General features: G+C 72.1%; 11 protein-coding genes and 1 pseudogene. 4 read left to right on the forward strand and 8 right to left on the reverse strand.

Features of this window, described 5'->3' with window-relative positions; all coding sequences use genetic code 11:
* The coding region (locus tag IG98_RS53025) for an RRXRR domain-containing protein (protein ID WP_037969114.1) at nt 1-569 on the reverse strand (569 nt) is incomplete at its 3' end.
* Between the two features lie 341 nt (nt 570-910).
* Here IG98_RS53025 and IG98_RS53030 point away from each other — a divergent pair.
* The gene (locus IG98_RS53030; protein WP_030903745.1) at nt 911-1,411 is read left to right on the forward strand and encodes an ATP-binding protein; all 501 of its coding nucleotides are present in this window, start codon (nt 911-913) and stop codon (nt 1,409-1,411) included.
* A gap of 66 nt (nt 1,412-1,477) precedes the next feature.
* Here IG98_RS53030 and IG98_RS54130 read toward each other — a convergent pair.
* A pseudogene (locus tag IG98_RS54130) lies at nt 1,478-2,374 on the reverse strand (tetratricopeptide repeat protein); the annotation flags it as partial.
* A gap of 2 nt (nt 2,375-2,376) precedes the next feature.
* A complete protein-coding gene (locus IG98_RS54135) occupies nt 2,377-2,505 on the reverse strand; it encodes a hypothetical protein (protein ID WP_281178402.1) in 129 nt (42 codons plus the stop codon).
* Nucleotides 2,506-2,677: 172 nt separating this feature from the next.
* Between IG98_RS54135 and IG98_RS0100025 the strand changes: the two genes are divergently transcribed.
* Nucleotides 2,678-3,199 carry a hypothetical protein gene (locus tag IG98_RS0100025; protein WP_030903750.1) on the forward strand — a complete coding sequence of 174 codons (522 nt, stop codon included), beginning with the start codon at nt 2,678-2,680 and terminating at the stop codon, nt 3,197-3,199.
* A gap of 65 nt (nt 3,200-3,264) precedes the next feature.
* Here the strand turns inward: IG98_RS0100025 and IG98_RS0100030 are convergent, their stop codons facing one another.
* Nucleotides 3,265-5,751 (reverse strand): glycoside hydrolase family 3 N-terminal domain-containing protein, encoded by a 2,487-nt coding sequence (locus IG98_RS0100030; RefSeq protein WP_245651344.1) that lies wholly within the window; start codon nt 5,749-5,751, stop codon nt 3,265-3,267.
* Nucleotides 5,752-6,133: 382 nt separating this feature from the next.
* Between IG98_RS0100030 and IG98_RS0100035 the strand changes: the two genes are divergently transcribed.
* On the forward strand, nt 6,134-7,663 hold the full coding sequence (locus tag IG98_RS0100035) for a PucR family transcriptional regulator (RefSeq protein ID WP_030903755.1): 1,530 nt from the start codon (nt 6,134-6,136) through the stop codon (nt 7,661-7,663).
* Nucleotides 7,664-7,866: 203 nt separating this feature from the next.
* Complete coding sequence (locus tag IG98_RS0100040; RefSeq protein ID WP_030903758.1) at nt 7,867-9,117, forward strand: NAD(P)/FAD-dependent oxidoreductase; 1,251 nt, start codon at nt 7,867-7,869, stop codon at nt 9,115-9,117.
* On the opposite strand, the gene IG98_RS0100045 is transcribed toward IG98_RS0100040, so the two are convergent.
* From IG98_RS0100045 to IG98_RS0100060, 4 genes are read right to left on the reverse strand one after another with little or no spacing between them, the layout of a single operon-like run.
* The gene (locus tag IG98_RS0100045) at nt 9,091-9,927 is read right to left on the reverse strand and encodes a class I SAM-dependent methyltransferase (protein ID WP_051751268.1); all 837 of its coding nucleotides are present in this window, start codon (nt 9,925-9,927) and stop codon (nt 9,091-9,093) included. The genes IG98_RS0100040 and IG98_RS0100045 overlap by 27 nt on opposite strands.
* A 31-nt stretch (nt 9,928-9,958) precedes the next feature.
* Nucleotides 9,959-11,182, reverse strand: coding sequence for a cytochrome P450 (locus IG98_RS0100050; RefSeq protein ID WP_051751270.1), 1,224 nt, complete (start codon nt 11,180-11,182; stop codon nt 9,959-9,961).
* Nucleotides 11,179-11,976: a thioesterase II family protein gene (locus tag IG98_RS0100055; RefSeq protein ID WP_051751273.1), complete on the reverse strand. Its 798-nt coding sequence runs from the start codon at nt 11,974-11,976 to the stop codon at nt 11,179-11,181. Before IG98_RS0100055 ends, IG98_RS0100050 begins: the two co-directional genes overlap by 4 nt.
* Complete coding sequence (locus IG98_RS0100060; RefSeq protein WP_051751276.1) at nt 11,973-16,499, reverse strand: type I polyketide synthase; 4,527 nt, start codon at nt 16,497-16,499, stop codon at nt 11,973-11,975. Before IG98_RS0100060 ends, IG98_RS0100055 begins: the two co-directional genes overlap by 4 nt.
* Nucleotides 16,500-16,504: the final 5 nt, after the last annotated feature.

A 16,504-nucleotide genomic window follows, 5' to 3' on the forward strand; every position in this document is an offset into this window, starting at 1 on the left:
GCGCTGCGGCGTCGCCGTCGATACTGCGAGCGGGCGGTGAGCCTGTCGCGGATCGCCGCGCCCCGGTGGTCGAGCTGGATCGCGTACCGTCCGGTCCGGCTCCCGTCGCGCTCGGTGAACACCGCCAGGCCGGTGTGCTTGGAGCCGGGGTCGATCCCGACCTGTACGCCTGCCACGACGGAATCAGCTGCCGTGCGGTCCTTCAGTCGGATAACGAACGGGGTATGCCGGTGAACCACGGCCCGGCCGGAACGCAGGAGTTTCCGCGCGTAGGCAGGGCTCGTGGGTTGCAGCGGTTGGCCGTGCCTGTCCAGGACGAACACGACCGGGTGGGCTGGAGTGCCCGCTCCCTTCCCAGCCGAAGCCGGGTCGGGGTGACGCCGAGTAGACCGGGTGCCGGTCGGCTCGATCTCCCCTCGCCCAGGTTGAACACCAGGTACCGCCTGGCGGCGGTGTCCGTGAGCCGTTTCGTGCCCACCCCCGGGCGTGTCTGCTCCCACGGATTCGAGAGCCTGGGGCTGAGGAAGCACCCCAAGGTCGGTCTGCGATCTTGTGTTCAACGTAGCCATCACAACGCACCTCCTTGAGCTGATGGCCAGGGCTGGTCAACGCGGGGCTTGTCAAGCGCATTAATGCACTTCAAGCCCCCTCCTTCAGGAGGGGGTCGTTGACCCCGATCTTTCCACGGCCGAGTTTCCTTGCCGCCAAGGTAATCGGCGACGGGGCGTCGCCGGAGCCGTATCGGTGCGACCGATCACCCAAGGTGATCGGCTCGGCCTATCACCCGACCGATCTGCGGACAGTATTGGTCCTGCGACTCTCCGTATATCGGCCTTGTCCCTCAGGATGGGGGATTCAGACCAGCGAGCGCGATCCCGCGGCCCTGGTGTCCTACTCGATAGGAGCAACGATGCTCACCGAGCACGCTCCAGCTCTGGAGGTCGGCGTGCGCGGCAGGCACCGCGGACGCTTTCGAGTGACCGCCTGGTGTCTCCCCCCGGGCAACGCCGCCCGCCGGGCCCGCAAGCTGCTGCACGACCTGCTGTCCCGGCCGCCCTTCGCCCCCGACGACGTCGCCGACCTGGAGGTCGTGGTGACCGAGCTCGCCACGAACGCCGGCAGTTACGCCCCCGGCCCCTACGAGCTGCGCGTCCTGCACGACCGCGACCTGCCGATCAGGGCCGAGGTGGCCGACGCCGGCGGCGGGGTCCCGCTGATCGAGCGGTTGCTGCGTCGCCCGTTCACACTCCCCTGCCACGTGGACGAGCTGTCACTCGGCGGACGGGGCCTGCGGATCGTCGAGGAGTTCACCTCCGGGCGCTGCGGGGCGCGCTGGACCCGGCTGTGCGGCACCGGGCAGATCGGAACCGGCGTCTGGTTCGACCTTCCGGCGCACCGTCCCCGGACCTGAACGCGCCCCTGCGGGGCCGGACCTCGCTCTCAGGAGCGTGGACAGGCGCTCCACCTCAGGGTGATCGGCTCCGAGGGCGAGGTGTTTGACACGCAGCGCGTCCCGGTAGCGTCGCCCCGCCTCCTTCGGGCGGCCTTGGAGATCGTCCAGGTGTGCCAGATTCACCTGGCACACCGCCACCTCGTAGTGATCGGTTCCCAGGCGCTCGACGAAGATGTCCAGGGCCCGGCTCAGTGCCTCCTCCGCCGCCGCGAGCCTGCCCTGCTTCGCGAGTACCGCGCCGAGTACCGCCAGGTCCGCCGCGACCTGGTCGTGACGGGGCCCGAGCACCCCGCGCCGGATCTCGATCGCGGCTCGCGCGTGCCGTTCTCCCGAGGGGCCGTCGTCACCCCGGGCATGCGCGAGTCCCGCGAGGTTGTGCAGAACGTCGGCGCGTGCCAGGGGGTCGTCCACCTCGTGCCGCTCCAGGCAGGCCAGCGCTCCGCGGTAGTGGGTCTCGGCCTCGCCGTAGCGGCCGAGTTCCTTGCACAGCACTCCCAGGGCCAGCCGCACCGCCGCGCCCCGGGGCCGGTCCGCCTCGTCCACCAGCTCGAAGGCCCGGCGCAGGTGCGCCTCCGCGGTGGTGTGCCGGGCCTGTCTGCGCTCGATGTCACCCATCCGGATCAGCGCGTCGGCGAGTGACGCGTCGCGTCCGCTCCCGGCGGGCGCCGAGGTCAGCGACTCCACCGCCCGCCGGGCCCATTCGTGTGCCTGCGGGTAGCCGGTGAGCCCGTGCCAGAGCGACGCCAGATCCACCAGAAGCGCGGTGTGTCCGGTGAGATCCACCCGGCCCGCCACCTCACCCGCCCGCCGCGCCCACCGCTCACCCTCGGCGTACCAGCCGCGCCTTCGGCAGTACGCACCGCGCAGCAGGCACCGGTGGATCGTCTTGATCCGATGACGGCGGACGACTCGTTCGAACACCGTCAGACGGACGGCTCGCAGTGGTTGGCGATGCGGATGGACTCCGCGGTGGCGGTGCCGGTCTGCAGCACCAGGAGGACGGGTACCGCCGCCGTGAGGATCAGCGTGTACAGGCGTGCGATCTTTCGCATTGCCACTCCTTCTTTCCGGAGAGTCAGGACGTCCTCATCATGATCCCGAACACTTGGGGTCCGCTTGGAGGCGACTAATACACCCGGTGCCGGAGGAACCGCCAGGGAGGATCTCGGCGGGTTCGTTGTTGTGCGGGACTCCGTGGGAGTGTTGCGGCTTATGAGTAGGTCGTTGAAGATGACACACATCCTGCTGGTGGCCGCGTTCGCCGCCGGCCTTTCCGCCTGTTCGGCGGAGGACGGCTCGTCCGCCCCCTCCACCGCTCCAGCCGTCTCCGCCCCCTCCGGACCCGAGAGCGCCCCCGTCCCCGCCGTCACCGTCACCGTCACCGCGGAGCCCTCGTCTCCGGCCGACTCGACCGACTCCCCCGCCGAACCCGAGGGGGACGAACCGGGCGACGGCGCCGGGGACACCGGACCGGCCACCTACCTGCTCGGACCACTCGGCACGAGTCCGGGACAGCCGGGCTGGATCACTGTGCAGACCGGCGACGGCGATGTGCAGTCGGTCATGCTCAGCCCGGACGCGGTGGTGCTCGACGCGCGGGGAACGATCTGCACCACGGACAAGGTCCCGCACAGGTGCACCGCCGCACAACTGGAGAAGGCGCTCAACGCGCGAAAGTCCCTGAACGCCAAGGTGACGCTCCAGGGCGGGGTGGCGGTAAGGATCGAGGCGACCACCGGGAAGTGACCGGGGCCGGCGGATCCACGCATTCGGCCGCGTGGATCCGCCGGTCGGCCGCGGGAAGGTGCGGGTCAGCCCACCGTGCAGGGTGTGCCGTTCAGGGTGAACTCGGTCGGCCTGGGATTGGCGCCGGTGTAGGTGCCGTTGAACCCGATGCCGGTCGAGGCGTTGGGTGCGATGCTCGAGTTCCACGACAGGTTCGTCGCGGTAACGGCGGCGCCCGACTGCGACCAGGTCGCCGACCAGGCCGGCAGGGTGACCTTCTGACCGCCGGGGAAGGTGAACCGCAGCGTCCAGCCGTTGACGGCCGAGGTGCCGGTGTTGGCGATGGTCAGGTTGGCGCTGAAGCCACCTCCCCAGTCGTTGACCGTGTAGGTGACCTTGCAGGTGCCGCCCTCGCCGCCACCGCCGCCCGTGGTCGTGGTCACCGTGGCCGAGCGGGCCGAGCGGTTGCCCGCCGCGTCACGCGCGTACACCGCGAACGTGTAGGCGGTGCTCGCCGACAGCCCGGTGACGGATGCCGAGTCGGTCGTCGACGTCGCCACCGTGGTCTCGGTCGTGCCCTGCACCCGCACCACGTCGTAACCCGTCACGCCGACGTTGTCGCCGGACGCCGTCCACGACAGGTGCACCGACGACGAGGTCACGTTCGACACCGTCGGGGTGCCCGGCGCCGTCGGCGGGCTGGTGTCCGCGGCGGACTCGTAGGCCAGCCCGTAGCCGTAGGGGAAAAGCGGGGTCTTGCCGTCCCCGTCGTTGATCGGCTGCTGGCCGGCGCTGTTCATCCAGGTCACCGGGAGCCTGCCGGTGGGCTGGGTGAGGCCGAAGAGCACGTCGGCGACGCCCTGCCCCTCGGTGCCCGGCAGCCAGGAGGCCACCAGCGCGTTCCACCCGGAGAGCTGGGAGGAGATGTCCAGCGGGCGGCCGGAGACCAGGACCACGATCACCGGCACGCCGGAGGCGCGCAGCGTGTTGATGGTGTTCAGGTCCGCGCCGTCCAGCCCCATGGCTCCGGTGCGGTCTCCCTGACCTTCCGCGTACGGAGTCTCACCCACCACCGCGATCGCCGCCCGGTAGGAGGAGTCGATGCCGCTGCCGTTCTGGTTGTAGGTCACCGTCGTGGCGGAGCCGACGGTGTTGCGGATTCCCTGCAGGATGGTGGTGCCGGGAGTGATGTTCCCCGACGAGCCCTGCCAGGAGATCGTCCAGCCGCCGCTCTGGTAGCCGATGTTGTCGGCGCTCCTGCCCGCGACGAAGATCTTGCCTCCGCCGGTGGCCAGCGGCAGGATGTTCCCGCCGTTCTTCAGCACCACCTGCGACCTCGCCACCGCCTGGCGGGCCAGGGCGCGGTGCGCGCCGCTGCCCACGGTCGAGATGTAGGTCCGGTCGGCCAGTGGCCTCTCGAAGAGTCCCAGCTCGAACTTCTTGGTCAGGATGCGCCTCGTGGCGTCGTCGACGCGGGACAGCGGCACCCGCCCCGCCTGCACCTCGGCGCGGAGCAGGTCGATGAACTGCCGCCAGGCCTCGGGCTCCATCACCATGTCGATGCCGGCGTTGATCGCGGTTCGCACGTCGACGGCGGAGAGCCCGAGAGCGCCGTCGATCTGGTCGACGCCGTTCCAGTCCGAGACGACGAAGCCGGTGAATCCCAGCTCGCCCTTGAGCACCGAGGTGACCAGATACTGGTTCCCGTGCAGCCTGCTGCCGTTCCAGCTGCTGAACGAGACCATCACCGACCCCACCCCGCGGTCCACCGCGGCCCTGAACGGCGGCAGGTGGACCGCCCGCAGCTCGGTCTCGGTCAGCTGCGTGTCGCCCTGGTCCACGCCGTTCGTGGTGCCTCCGTCGCCGATATAGTGCTTGGCGGTGGCCAGCACCGAGGCCGGCCCGTTCAGCGCCGCGCCCTGCGTGCCCGTGATGAAGCTCGTCATCGACGAAGGGACATCCGGCAGTTCCCCGAAGGACTCGTAGGTGCGACCCCACCGGTCGTTGCGCGCGACGCACACGCAGGGTGCGAAGTTCCAGTCGACGCCCGTCCCGGTGACCTCCTCGGCGACCGCCCGGCCGATCTGCTGCACCAGGGCGGGATCCCGGGTGGCACCGAGCCCGATGTTGTGCGGGAAGATCGTCGCGCCGACCACGTTGTTGTGGCCGTGTACCGCGTCCACCCCGTAGAGCATGGGGATGCCCAGCGGCGTCGCGAGGGCGGCGTTCTGATAGCCGTCGTACATGTTCGCCCAGGAGGTGGCGTTGTTGGGCGAAGGCGCCGAACCGCCGCCGGACAGCACCGAGCCGAGCCGGTAGGCGGTGACGTCGGAGTTGCCGGCCGAGCCACGTTCCGCCTGGGTCATCTGGCCGATCTTCTCATCCAGCGTCATCCGCGAGAGGAGGTCGGCGACCCTGGTCGCCACCGGCAGGCCGGGATCCTGGTAGGGATTCACAGCCGCCGTGGCCGTCGTCGGGACGGACATCCCGGCCGCCAGCAGCAGCGCGGCGAGCCCGACGCGGAGACGGCGGCCCGGCCGGCCGAGCCGATCGGTCAGGAGGGAGGTGCGCACATCAGGCCCCTTCGGGGAGGTCTTCCGGAAAAGCGGATCGGACGGTGCAGGGCGGCACGGCTTGCACAGGCCTTTGTGGGAGCGCTCCCACATCTCGCACCATAGAATGCGGCCTCCCCCGGGCCAAGGGACCTCCACCTCCCCACCGGCCTGCCGGCCCGGCACTCATCGGGCCACCTGGACGGACTTCCCCCGGCCCGCCCACCGCCCGGTGAAAATTTCACCGCCGGGCCAGGCGGCACGGGTCCGCGGTCAGGCACCGACGGACCCCGCCTTCGGCGGTTCCCGGCGGATCGCCGTACCGTCGAACTGCTAGAACGGTGTTCATGCCACAAGCCCGTCGGCAGGCGGGCAGGGCAGAGGGCATGCAGAGGTCGGGTAGATGTTGAAGCTGGACCGGTTGGTGAACGTTCTCGGTGGCTACGGGGCTCGGCTGTGCTGCGCTCCGGCGTCGCGGGACGTCGAGCTGCGCAGCGTGGTGGTGCATGATCCGACCGACACCCGCCCCACGACCGGTGACGTGTTCCTGGCGGTGGGCGTGGAGTCGGCGTCCGACGCCGTACGTCTGGCGCGGGCGGCGCGGGCCGTCACTGTGCTGGTGCACGGGAACCCTCCCCTCGACGAGAGCGCGCTGGAACAGGCCCTCGCCGATGGGATCGCCGTGCTGCTCGTCGAACCGGCGGTGTCCTGGAGCCAGCTCCTCGGCGTGGTGTACGGCCTGGTGCTCGAAGGCAGCCAGGCCGGGCGGGGGCCGAACGATCTGCTGGCCTTCGCGGACACGCTCGCGGCCGAAATCGGCTACGCGGTGACGATCGAGGACCAGATGTCGCGGGTCCTGGCCTACTCCGGCTCGCAGCAGACCGCCGATCCGGCACGGCTGGAGACGATCCTGGGCAGGCGGGTGCCGGACGCCATGCGCCGGCTGTTCGAGCGGGAGGGCGTCTTCGCCCATCTGGCGACCTCCGACGAGCCGCTGTTCGTCGACCCCTCACCGGCACACGGCCTCAGAGGTCGCATGGTGGTCGCGGTGCGGGCGGGGCGCGAGCTGCTGGGATCGATCTGGGTCGAGTGCGAAAGCCCGCTGTCCGGCACACGCCGGACCATCCTGGAGGACGGGGCGCGGGCGGTCGCGCTGCACCTGCTGCGCTCCCGGGTCAGTGCGGACCTGGAGCGTCAGGTGGAGTCCGATCTCGTCATCCAACTGCTGGAGGGGACCGCCGACACGGCCGCGGTGATCAGCAGGCTCGGTCTGCCCCGGGAGCGGTTCCGGGTGATCGCGCTCCAGGCGCACATCGCCGAGGAGCGACATGCCGCGATCCTGCTGGCCTTCGAACGCGCGACCACCGGTTTCGGCTGGTCACGACCGGGACGCAGCGCACTGTTCGGTAACACCCTGTACACGGTGCTGCCCTGCGACAACGATGCCACGCCCGCCCTGGACTGGCTCGCCGCGATCGCGAACGTCCTGCCGCGGCGGGTCACCGTGCTCGCCGGTGTCGGCGGCCCGGCGGAACCCACCCAGCTGGCCGCGAGCAGACAGGAGGCCGACGAGAGCCTCGCCCTCCGGGCGGTGCGGCCCGCCGGCGCCCCGGCGGTCGTCTACGACGAGGCATGGGACGAGATCCTGCTGCAACGCCTCCGGGCCGCCGCCTCGGCAGGGCGTACCCCCGCCCGCGGGCCGGTCGCCGAACTGACCCGGCATGACTCCGAGCACGGCACCCAGTACATCGCGACGTTGCGCGCGTGGCTGGAGGCGCAGGGTGATCTGGCCGTCGCCGCCGGTCGCCTCGGTGTCCACCCGAACACCGTCCGCTACCGGCTGCGGAAGATGGCCGAGATCACGAACCTCCAGCTCGAACTGCCGGAGAAGCGGCTGGCGATGATCATCGCGCTGGCCGTCGGCCGGACCTAGACCCGCGGCGAGGCGCCGGTCGGCCGGCGCCTCGCGGGGCCGGCGAGAGCCGCAGCGGGCGCCAGATCCGGAGCCCGGCCCCCGGCGCTTGTCCTGCCACGACAAAACACACCATTGCGCTTGTCCGAAACGCACACACCGCTCTCCGGCCAGGCCAGCGATCCTCGAAAGAGGCAATGAATGTCAGAGTGGAGAAAATGGTCATGGGCATCGACGGTGGGCCGCGTACGGCAGTGGTGATAGGCGCCGGTGTGGTGGGGTTGTCCACCGCGTGGTTCCTGCAGGAGCGCGGCGTGGAGGTCACGGTCGTCGACCGGGACGACGTGGCCGCGGGCGCGTCGTGGGGCAACGCGGGCTGGCTCTCCCCCGGTCTGGCCATCCCGCTGAACGAGCCCGGCATCCTCCGCTACGGCCTGCGCTCCCTGCTCGACCCGGGCGCCCCGCTGCACATCCCGGCCACCCCCGACCCGGCGCTGCTGTCGTTCCTCACCCGGTTCGCCGCCAACTGCAACTGGAAGTCCTGGGGCCGCGCCGTACGGGCCAACCTCCCGTTCAACGAGGAGTGCCTGGAGGCGTTCGACGTGCTCACCGCGAACGGCGTCGAGGCCCCCACGGTCGAGGCCCCGATCATGGCCGCCTTCGAGACCCCGCGGCAGGCGGTGGCGCTCCTGCACGAGCTTCGGCGCATCAACGACTCCGGCCTGGAGATCAAGTACACCGCGTTCGAGGGTGACGATCTCGGCAGGCAGGCGCCGCAGCTCTCCTCGCGCGCGCGGGCCGGGATCCGGCTGGACGGGCAGCGCTACGTCGACCCCGGAGAGTTCACCCGGTCGCTCGCCCGCTCCGTCGTCGCCCGGGGCGCCACCATCCGGTCCGGCTTCCGGGTGATCGACGTCTACTCCCACTCCGGCGGGACCGCCGTCCGGTCGGCTGACGGGGACTCCGTCAGCGCCGACGCCGTCGTGCTGGCCACCGGCGCCTGGCTGAACCAGCTCGGCGCCTCCTGGGGCGTCCGGGTGCCGGTACGCGCCGGACGCGGTTACTCGTTCACCGTGCCGACGGACGAGCCCGTGCCCGGGCCGATCTACCTGCCCGCCGTGCGGGTGGCCTGCACGCCCTACCAGGGCAAGCTGCGCGTCGCCGGCACGATGGAGTTCCGGGACGCCGACGCCCCCCTGTACCAGAGGCGCGTCGACGCGATCATCGCGTCCGCCCGGCCGCTGCTCAGCGGCGTCTCCTGGGAGGAGCGCACCGACACCTGGGTCGGCCCGCGCCCCGTCACCCCCGACGGCAGGCCGCTGATCGGCGCCACCCGCGCCCCCGGCAGGTACGTCGCCGGCGGCCACGGCATGTGGGGATTCACCCACGGGCCGGTCACCGGCCGCATGCTGGCCGAGCAGATCACCACCGGAAAGCAGCCCGCGGCCCTACGGGACTTCGACCCCGTCCGCTGAGGCGGGACGGTCCGGCCCGCGAGCGGTGATCAGGACGCTACCCGAGGGGATCGTGGCCCAGTCGGCGATGCCGTCGCGGATCCAGGCCACGGTCCCCGCGCCGTACTCGGCCGCCAGCTCCGTGCGATGGGCGTCGAGCCGCTCCAGGATCCGCCGGTAGAACGGCTCGGTGTACTCGGTGAGGTCCTCGACGGCGTCGACGCCGAGACCGGCGGCGCGCAACGTCTCCAGGTACACCCCGGCCTGCTCGATGGAGTGGACCTGGAACATCTCGAAGTACGCCGCCAGCCGAGGCCGCAGCTCGTCGGTGACGGGAACGCGCAGGCACGGAGCCTCCACCACCAACCGGCCACCGGGCCGCAGCACCCGGACGAGCTCGGCGAAGAGCGGCTCCGGCGCGAAGTGCGGCGTCGACTCGAAGACCAGCACCGCGTCGAACGCGCCGTCGGGGTAGGGCATGGCCAGCGCGTCGCACCGTTCGAAGGAGACCAGCGGCTCCACACCCCGCTCACGCGCCCACGCCCTCCCCCGTTTCAGCGCCCGCTCGTCGACGTCGATCGCCGTCACCCGCGCCCCGGTGCGTTTCGCCACCGTCACCGCGGGACGCCCGTTCCCGCAGCCCACGTCCAGCACCAGCTCACCGGCCCGCGCGGCCAGGCGGTCGACCACGATCCCGGTCAGCCGGTCGGTGGCCTCCTCGATCGGCGTGTCGTCGTCGGGTCCCGACCAGTAGCCGTAGTGCAGGTCGAGCCCGCCGACCTTCTCCGTCAGCGAGGCCAGGTAGTCGTAGGAACCCGTCGTGCTGGTCATCTTTCCTCCGTACGCTGAGCCGGCTCACCGGCTACCAGGACACCGGCAGTGATTCGAGGCTGTAGGCCGCGTTCATCGGGGTGAACCGGAGCTCCTCGAACGGGACGTCCAGCCGCAGGCCGGGGAAGCGGTTCAGCAGGCGGGGAACGCAGACCCGTAGTTCCAGCCTGGCCAGCTCGGCGCCCAGGCAGTAACGGGCACCGTGCCCGAAGGCGAGATGGGGCAGCGGCTCGCGGGTGATGTCGAACCGGTCGGCGTCGGGCCCCAGGACGGCGTCGCGGTTGGCCGACGGCAGGGAGCACAGGACGTACTCCCCCGCCCGGATCTCCTGGCCGCCGACCGTGACGTCCTCCTCGGCGGTGAAGACCTTGCCGAAGGAGACCACCGACAGGTGGCGGAGCATCTCCTCGACCGCGCGGTCCACGTCGGCCGAACCGTCGCGCAGCGCCGCGGCCTGGTCGGGGTGGCGCAGCAGGAGCAGGGCTCCCAGCCCGATCGTGCCGGTCGTCGTCGCGTACCCCGCGAGCAGCAACTGGGCGGCGATCCCGGCCAGCTCGTCGTCGGAGAGATCCGCGCCGTACGACGAGATCAGCCTGCCGACAAGACCGTCGCCGTCGCCGGGATCACGGCGGCATCGGGAGACGAACGCGCTCAGGTAGGTGTCCAGCTCGGCGAAGGCGACCGCCTGCTCCAGCGGCCTCGGAGTGAAGTCGAGGAGGACGTCGGCATTGCGCCGCAGGTGCTCCCGGTCGGGCTCGGGGATCCCGAGGAGTTCGAGGAAGATCCGCGCCGGAACCGGGAGCGCGAAGTCCGCGATCAGGTCGGCGCCGGGCCCGGAACGGCGCATCGCCGCCATCCGCTCGTCGGCCACGACCTCGACGCGCGGGCGCAGCGCCCGCAGCCGGCGGGCACCGAACTCCGCGTTGAGCATCCGCCGGAGGCGCGCGTGCTCACGGGGGGCGTACGTCGAGAAGAAGCCGGGGCGCGGCGGCGGGAACCCTCCCGGCGGCTCCGGCGGCGGGATCGGGCCGTCGACCACCGCCCTGGAGCTGAACCGCCACTGGTCCGCGACCACGCGGCGGGCGTCGGCGTAGCGGGTGACCAGCCACGCGCTCGCCCCGGTCGAGAGGGTGACCCGGACCACCGGTTCCTCGGCCCGCAATCGGGCGAACTCCTCGGCCGGGTCGAGGGGGCAGGCGCTGGAGCGGCGGACGAAGAGCGGCACCGGCGGGCTGTCGTCGATCACGACGGTCACGCGGGCGGGGAGGGGGAGAGCGAGTCGTCGCGGCGCTGCGCGCCGATGTCGCCGAGGCGGGTCACAATGTCGGCGACCAGGGCCGCCTCCGCGTCCACCGGGTAGAAGTGATCCCCGGGGAAGGTCAGCAGCTCGAACCCCGCGGCCGCGACGCGGTTCCAGGCGCGCATCTCGTCGTGGCTCACCCGCCGGTCGTCCGTGCCCAGGTAGGCGGTGATCGGAGCGGCGATCCTCGTGGTGGAGGCGGGCCGGTAGGCGTGCAGCAGGTCGTGGTCCGCCCGCAACGCGATCATCGCCAGGTCCATCAGCTCGGGGAAGCGCAGCAGCGCCGGATCCGCGGCCGCGGCCTGCTCGGCGAGCTGATCGTCACCGATGGGAATCCGCCGCGCGTCGCTCGCGCACAGGTGCGGCGGCGCGTGCGCGGACACCAGCAGCGACGCCGGGGAGATCCCGTGCTCCCCGGCGAGCCTGACCGCGACCTCGTACGCGACCACGGCGCCCATGCTGTGCCCGAACAGGGCGAGCGGGCGGCCGGCCAGGGGGAGGAGCACCCGGCAGACATGGTCGACGAGAGGCTCCATCCGGTCGATCGGCCGCTCGTTGATGCGATTCTGCCTGCCCGGGTAGCACACGGCGGACAGCTCGACGTCCTCGGGCAGGTGGTCCTGCCATCCCCGGTAGAAACTCGGCGACCCCCCGGCGTGGGGAAAGCAGACCAGGCGCAGCCGAGGTTCGTCGAGCACCTGTCGCCGACGCAGCCACATGCACTGATCGGCCGGGATCGTCTCGGTCATGAAAGATCACTCCTTTCGAGAACCGGGCGCGGACCGCCCGCCCCGGTCTCTCCCTCGCCGTCCGCCCAGGCCACGGCGAGTGCCTTCGCCAGGCCCTCGATCGTCGGAGCGACGAACAGTGCCTTGACGGGAAGCTGAACCCCGAATCGCTCCTTGCAGCGCTGGACCACCTGCAGCGCGCTCAGTGAGTGCCCGCCCAAAAGGAAGAAGTCGTCGCGCCTGCCGATCACCTCGACGCCGAGCACGTCCTGCCAGACGGCCAGCAGCTCCAGCTCGTGAGGGCTCCACTCGTCGATGCCGCCTGCGGGTGGCACCGCGGGGTGGCGCGGGTGAGGAGGCCGTGACCGGGCGGCGGGCACGGCGGGGCGCCGCGCGGCCTGCCCCGCGCTCCCCGGCGGCCGGGAGGAGACGACCACCTGTCCCAGGGGAAGGGCCGCCAGGCACCTTTCGAAGGCCGCGACTCCCTCCTCGGGACTCAACCCGCCGCTCAGCCCCTCACCGGTGAGCTCACGGTGGCGCCGTTCCATGTCACGGGCCATCCCCACCCCGTTCCAGCGGTCCCAGTTGATCGACAGCACCGGCAGGCCGTCCCGCCGCGCGCAGAGGGCGAACGTGTCGAGGAAGGCGTTGGCCGCCCCGTAGCAGGTGAGCCCGGGAACCCCGGAGAACGAGGCCAGCGAGGAGAACAGCGCGACGAAGTCGGGAAGCGCGCCGACCTCCCGCAGGGCGGAGACCAGGATGGAGGTCCCCTCGGTCTTGGCCCGCAGCGCGGCGGCGACGTCGTCCTCGCTCAGGAACTCCGCCATGCCGCCCCCCGGCACACCGGCGGCGTGGATCACTCCGTGGATCTCGCCGAACCGCGACCGCGTCTCGTCGAGAACCTCCTTCAGGCGCCGGGCGTCGGCGACGTCCGCGCCGCGTACCAGTACCTCGTCTCCCCGGCCCGCGAGGAGAGCCGTCGCCTCGCCACCGTGCGGCGGGAACTCCCCGGACGCTCCGCGCCCGATCAGGACGAGCCGTGCCGAGTAGGTGTCCGCGAGGTGCCCGGCCAGCCGCAGCCCGATCCCGCTCGTCCCCCCGGTGATCACGTAGGTCCCGCCCCGGCGTATCCGGGGGCCCGTTCCCGGTGTCATCCGCAGCGGCTCGAAGTGGCGCAGCCAGCGGCGTCCTGCCCGCAGGCCGATCGGGTCCTCACCCGGGTCCCCGCATGGATTCTCCGGGGAAGGGCGGCAGAGCTCGGCGAGGAGCTCCGCGGCTCGGGTTCCGTGCTCCTTTCCGGTACCGGGATCCAAGTCCACGAGCCGGATGCGCGCGTCGGCCAGCTCGTGGCGGAGCGACCCCGCGGCTCCGATCGTGAGGGCCTCGCGCGGGTCGAGCCGCTCGCTTCCGGTGATCTCCAGGGCACCCCTGGTGACCAGGGAGAGATCGGCCCGCGGCCGGCCGCTCAGGGCGCGGGCCAGGCCGACGACGTGGCCCAGCGGCGGGCAGGTCCGCGAGAGCGGTGACGCTCCCCAGAGGCAGACGATCCGCAGCGGTCCGGCCGCGTCGGCCTCCACCGTCTTCAGGAGCCTTTCGTAGTCCTCCCCGCACCCGGGGTCGATCGTGATCCGGTCCGGGGCCGCGCGCTGGAACGCCCGTCCCGGGGTGACGACGACCGTGCCGGCCCCGTACTCCGCCAGCTTCACGACGATCGCCTCGGCGAGGGACGACGAGTCGGAGAGCAGGATCCAGCGGTGCTCCCGCACCACCGGCCCCGGATCCGCCGGCACCTCCACGGCCCTCCTCCAGGTGACCCCGTACAGGCCGTCGGGTGAGCGTTCCGCACCGGAGAAGGCGGTGGGCTCCGTGCCGCGCGCCGGGTCCGGCGGGCGGATGACGGTGGGCGCGAAGGGGTAGGGCACCGCGGGCAGCCGGAGCCGCCGTTCCGGCCAGAGCGAGGGCAGGTCGACCTCGACGCCCGCCTCCCACAACCGGCCCAGCGCGCGGAGCAGGACCTCCCGGTCGGCCCGCTCCTCCATCGGGTGGCGGGTGACGTTGACGACCACGGAGTCCGGGCCCGCTCCCGCCCGGGCCGACGTGCTCAGCGTCGTACCGGGACCCACCTCGACGAGGATCTTCGGCCCGTCGGCCAGGACATGGCCGAGCGCGGCGTCGAATCTGACCGTCGCCCTCAGATGGGTGACCCAGTACTCGGGGTCGGCGAAGTCGGCGTCGCCGGTCCCCGTCACACCTGAGATCAGGCGCGTCGAGGGGGCACGCAGCTCGATCCCGGCGAGGAAGCCGCGAAACTCCCCGAGTACGGGGTCGACCAGGGCCGAATGCGCGGCGGTGCCGAGCGGCAGGAGGCGTCCGGTGATTCCGCGCCGGTCCAGCAGCTCCCTGACCTCGGCGATGTAGGCGGCGGGGCCGGCGAGCACGCAGGACGCCGGGCCGTTGACCACCGACAGGCACACCCCCTCTCCGAGGAAGGGCTCGACCTCCCGCTCGGAGGCCGGAACCGCCAGCATCGCCCCGTCGTGCAGCGAGGCCAGCAGCTCACCGCGTTTGGACACGACGGCGAGGGCGTCGCGCAGCGACATGACGCCCGCGACGCAGGCCGCCGCGTACTCACCGAGGCTGTGTCCCATCAGCAGGGCGGGGATCACCCCCCGCGACATGAGGAGCCGGGCGAGCGCGATCTCCATGACGAACACGGCGGGCAGCGCCAGGGCGGGATCGCTCTCCTCGTCCGGGACGGTGACCGGCATCGCGCCGGGCTCGTCCGTCCACAGGGCGCCCAACCGCCCGGCGGCGGAGCGGTCCGGCAGCAGCTCCAGGCACTCGTCCACGGCCGCGCGGAAGACCGGCTCCTCGTGGTAGAGCTCGCGCCCCATCCCGGGATAGCGCGTTCCTCCGCCGGGGAACATGAACACCACGTCGGCGTTGCCCGCACGGACGGCGGAGGCGGTTTTGCCGGTCGCGCGCCCGCGCAGCTCCGCCACGGCGTGGGAGCGGTCGCGGAAGACTCCGGCGTGGCGGAAGGGGAGATGGCGGCGGCCGGCCGCGAGGGTACGGGCGAGGTCGGCGAACTCGGGATCGGAGACGTCACAGAGGGCGTCCGCGCAGGCTCCGGTCATCTCGGCGAGGGCCGTCTCGTCACGCGCGGACAGCGCGACGAGCTGCCACGGAGGGGCCGGGGCGGTGGGCGGGCGCGGCGGCGGCTCCTCAAGGATCACGTGGGCGTTGGTGCCGCCGATACCGAAGGAGCTGACGGCCGCCCGGCGGGGGACGTCCGTGAGCGGCCAGTCCTCCTCCTCAGCCGCCGCGGGGCGGAACGGGCTCGTCTCAAAGTCGATCTCAGGGTTGGGGTGCGGTGAGACGACAGGGCTGGGCGGGATCCGGCCGTGCCGGACCATCAGCGCGGCCTTGATGAAACCGGCCACTCCGGCTGCCGCGTCGGTGTGCCCGATGTTCGATTTCACCGAGCCCAGCCGGCAGTATCCACGCCCGGTCGCCCCCGCCGCCCGGTAGGCCCGGGTCAGCGCGGTGACCTCCACCGCGTCTCCGAGCGCCGTGGCCGTTCCGTGGGCCTCGACGTAGGCGACGGTGTCCGGGTCGACGCCGGAGACCGCGAGCGCGGCCTCCACCGCGGCCTGCTGGCCGCGGACGCCGGGTGCCGCGTAGCTGAGCTTGTCCGAACCGTCGTTGGTGACCGCGCTCCCGGTGACCACCGCGTAGATGCGGTCGCCGTCGGCCAGGGCGTCGCCGAGCCTGCGCAGCACCACGATCCCGAGGCCGTCCGCGGGGACGAACCCCGACGCGTCCCGGTCGAAGGACCGGACATGGCCGTCGGCGGACCAGACGCCGCCCTCCTGGTGCAGGTAGCCCTGCCTGCGCAGCGGCGTCCAGGAGACCCCGCCGGCCAGGGCCAGGTCACAGTCGTGGGTGATGAGCGCCCGGCAGGCGAGGTGGATCGCGACGAGCGAGGTGGAGCAGGCGGCCTGCACGGTGATGCTCGGCCCGGTCAGGCCGAGCTTGTAGGAGGCCCGGGTGGAGAGGAAGTCCTTGTCGTCGGCGGCCGCCAGAAGGTCCGCGGAGGTGCCGAGAAAGGCCCCGCGGTCCCTGTCCCGGTGTGTGCCGAGGGTCTGCCCCGCGTAGACGCCGATGGTGCCGGGAAAGCGGTCGGGCGCGTGGCCGGCGTCGTCCAGGGCGTGCCAGGCGGCTTCGAGGAACATGCGCTGCTGCGGGTCCATGAGGGCCGCCTCGCGCGCCGAGTAGCCGAAGAAGGCGGCGTCGAACCGGTCGGCGTCCCAGAGGATGCCCCCGGCGGGAACGAGTTCGGGATCGGCGAGGCGCGCCTCGCTCGCCCCGCCCTCCCGCAGCTCGTCCGGGGTGAGCTCGGAGATGCCCCGGCGGCCCTCGGCGATGAGGCGCCAGTATTCGGTGACGTCGCGCGCGCCGGGAAAGCGGCAGGCGATGCCGACGACCGCGATGTCGGCCCCCGAGACTCCGACACCCGAGATGTCGGCACCGTCCGCGTTCATCGGTT

The organism is Streptosporangium amethystogenes (genome assembly GCF_000721075.1).
GTDB lineage: Bacteria > Actinomycetota > Actinomycetes > Streptosporangiales > Streptosporangiaceae > Streptosporangium > Streptosporangium amethystogenes.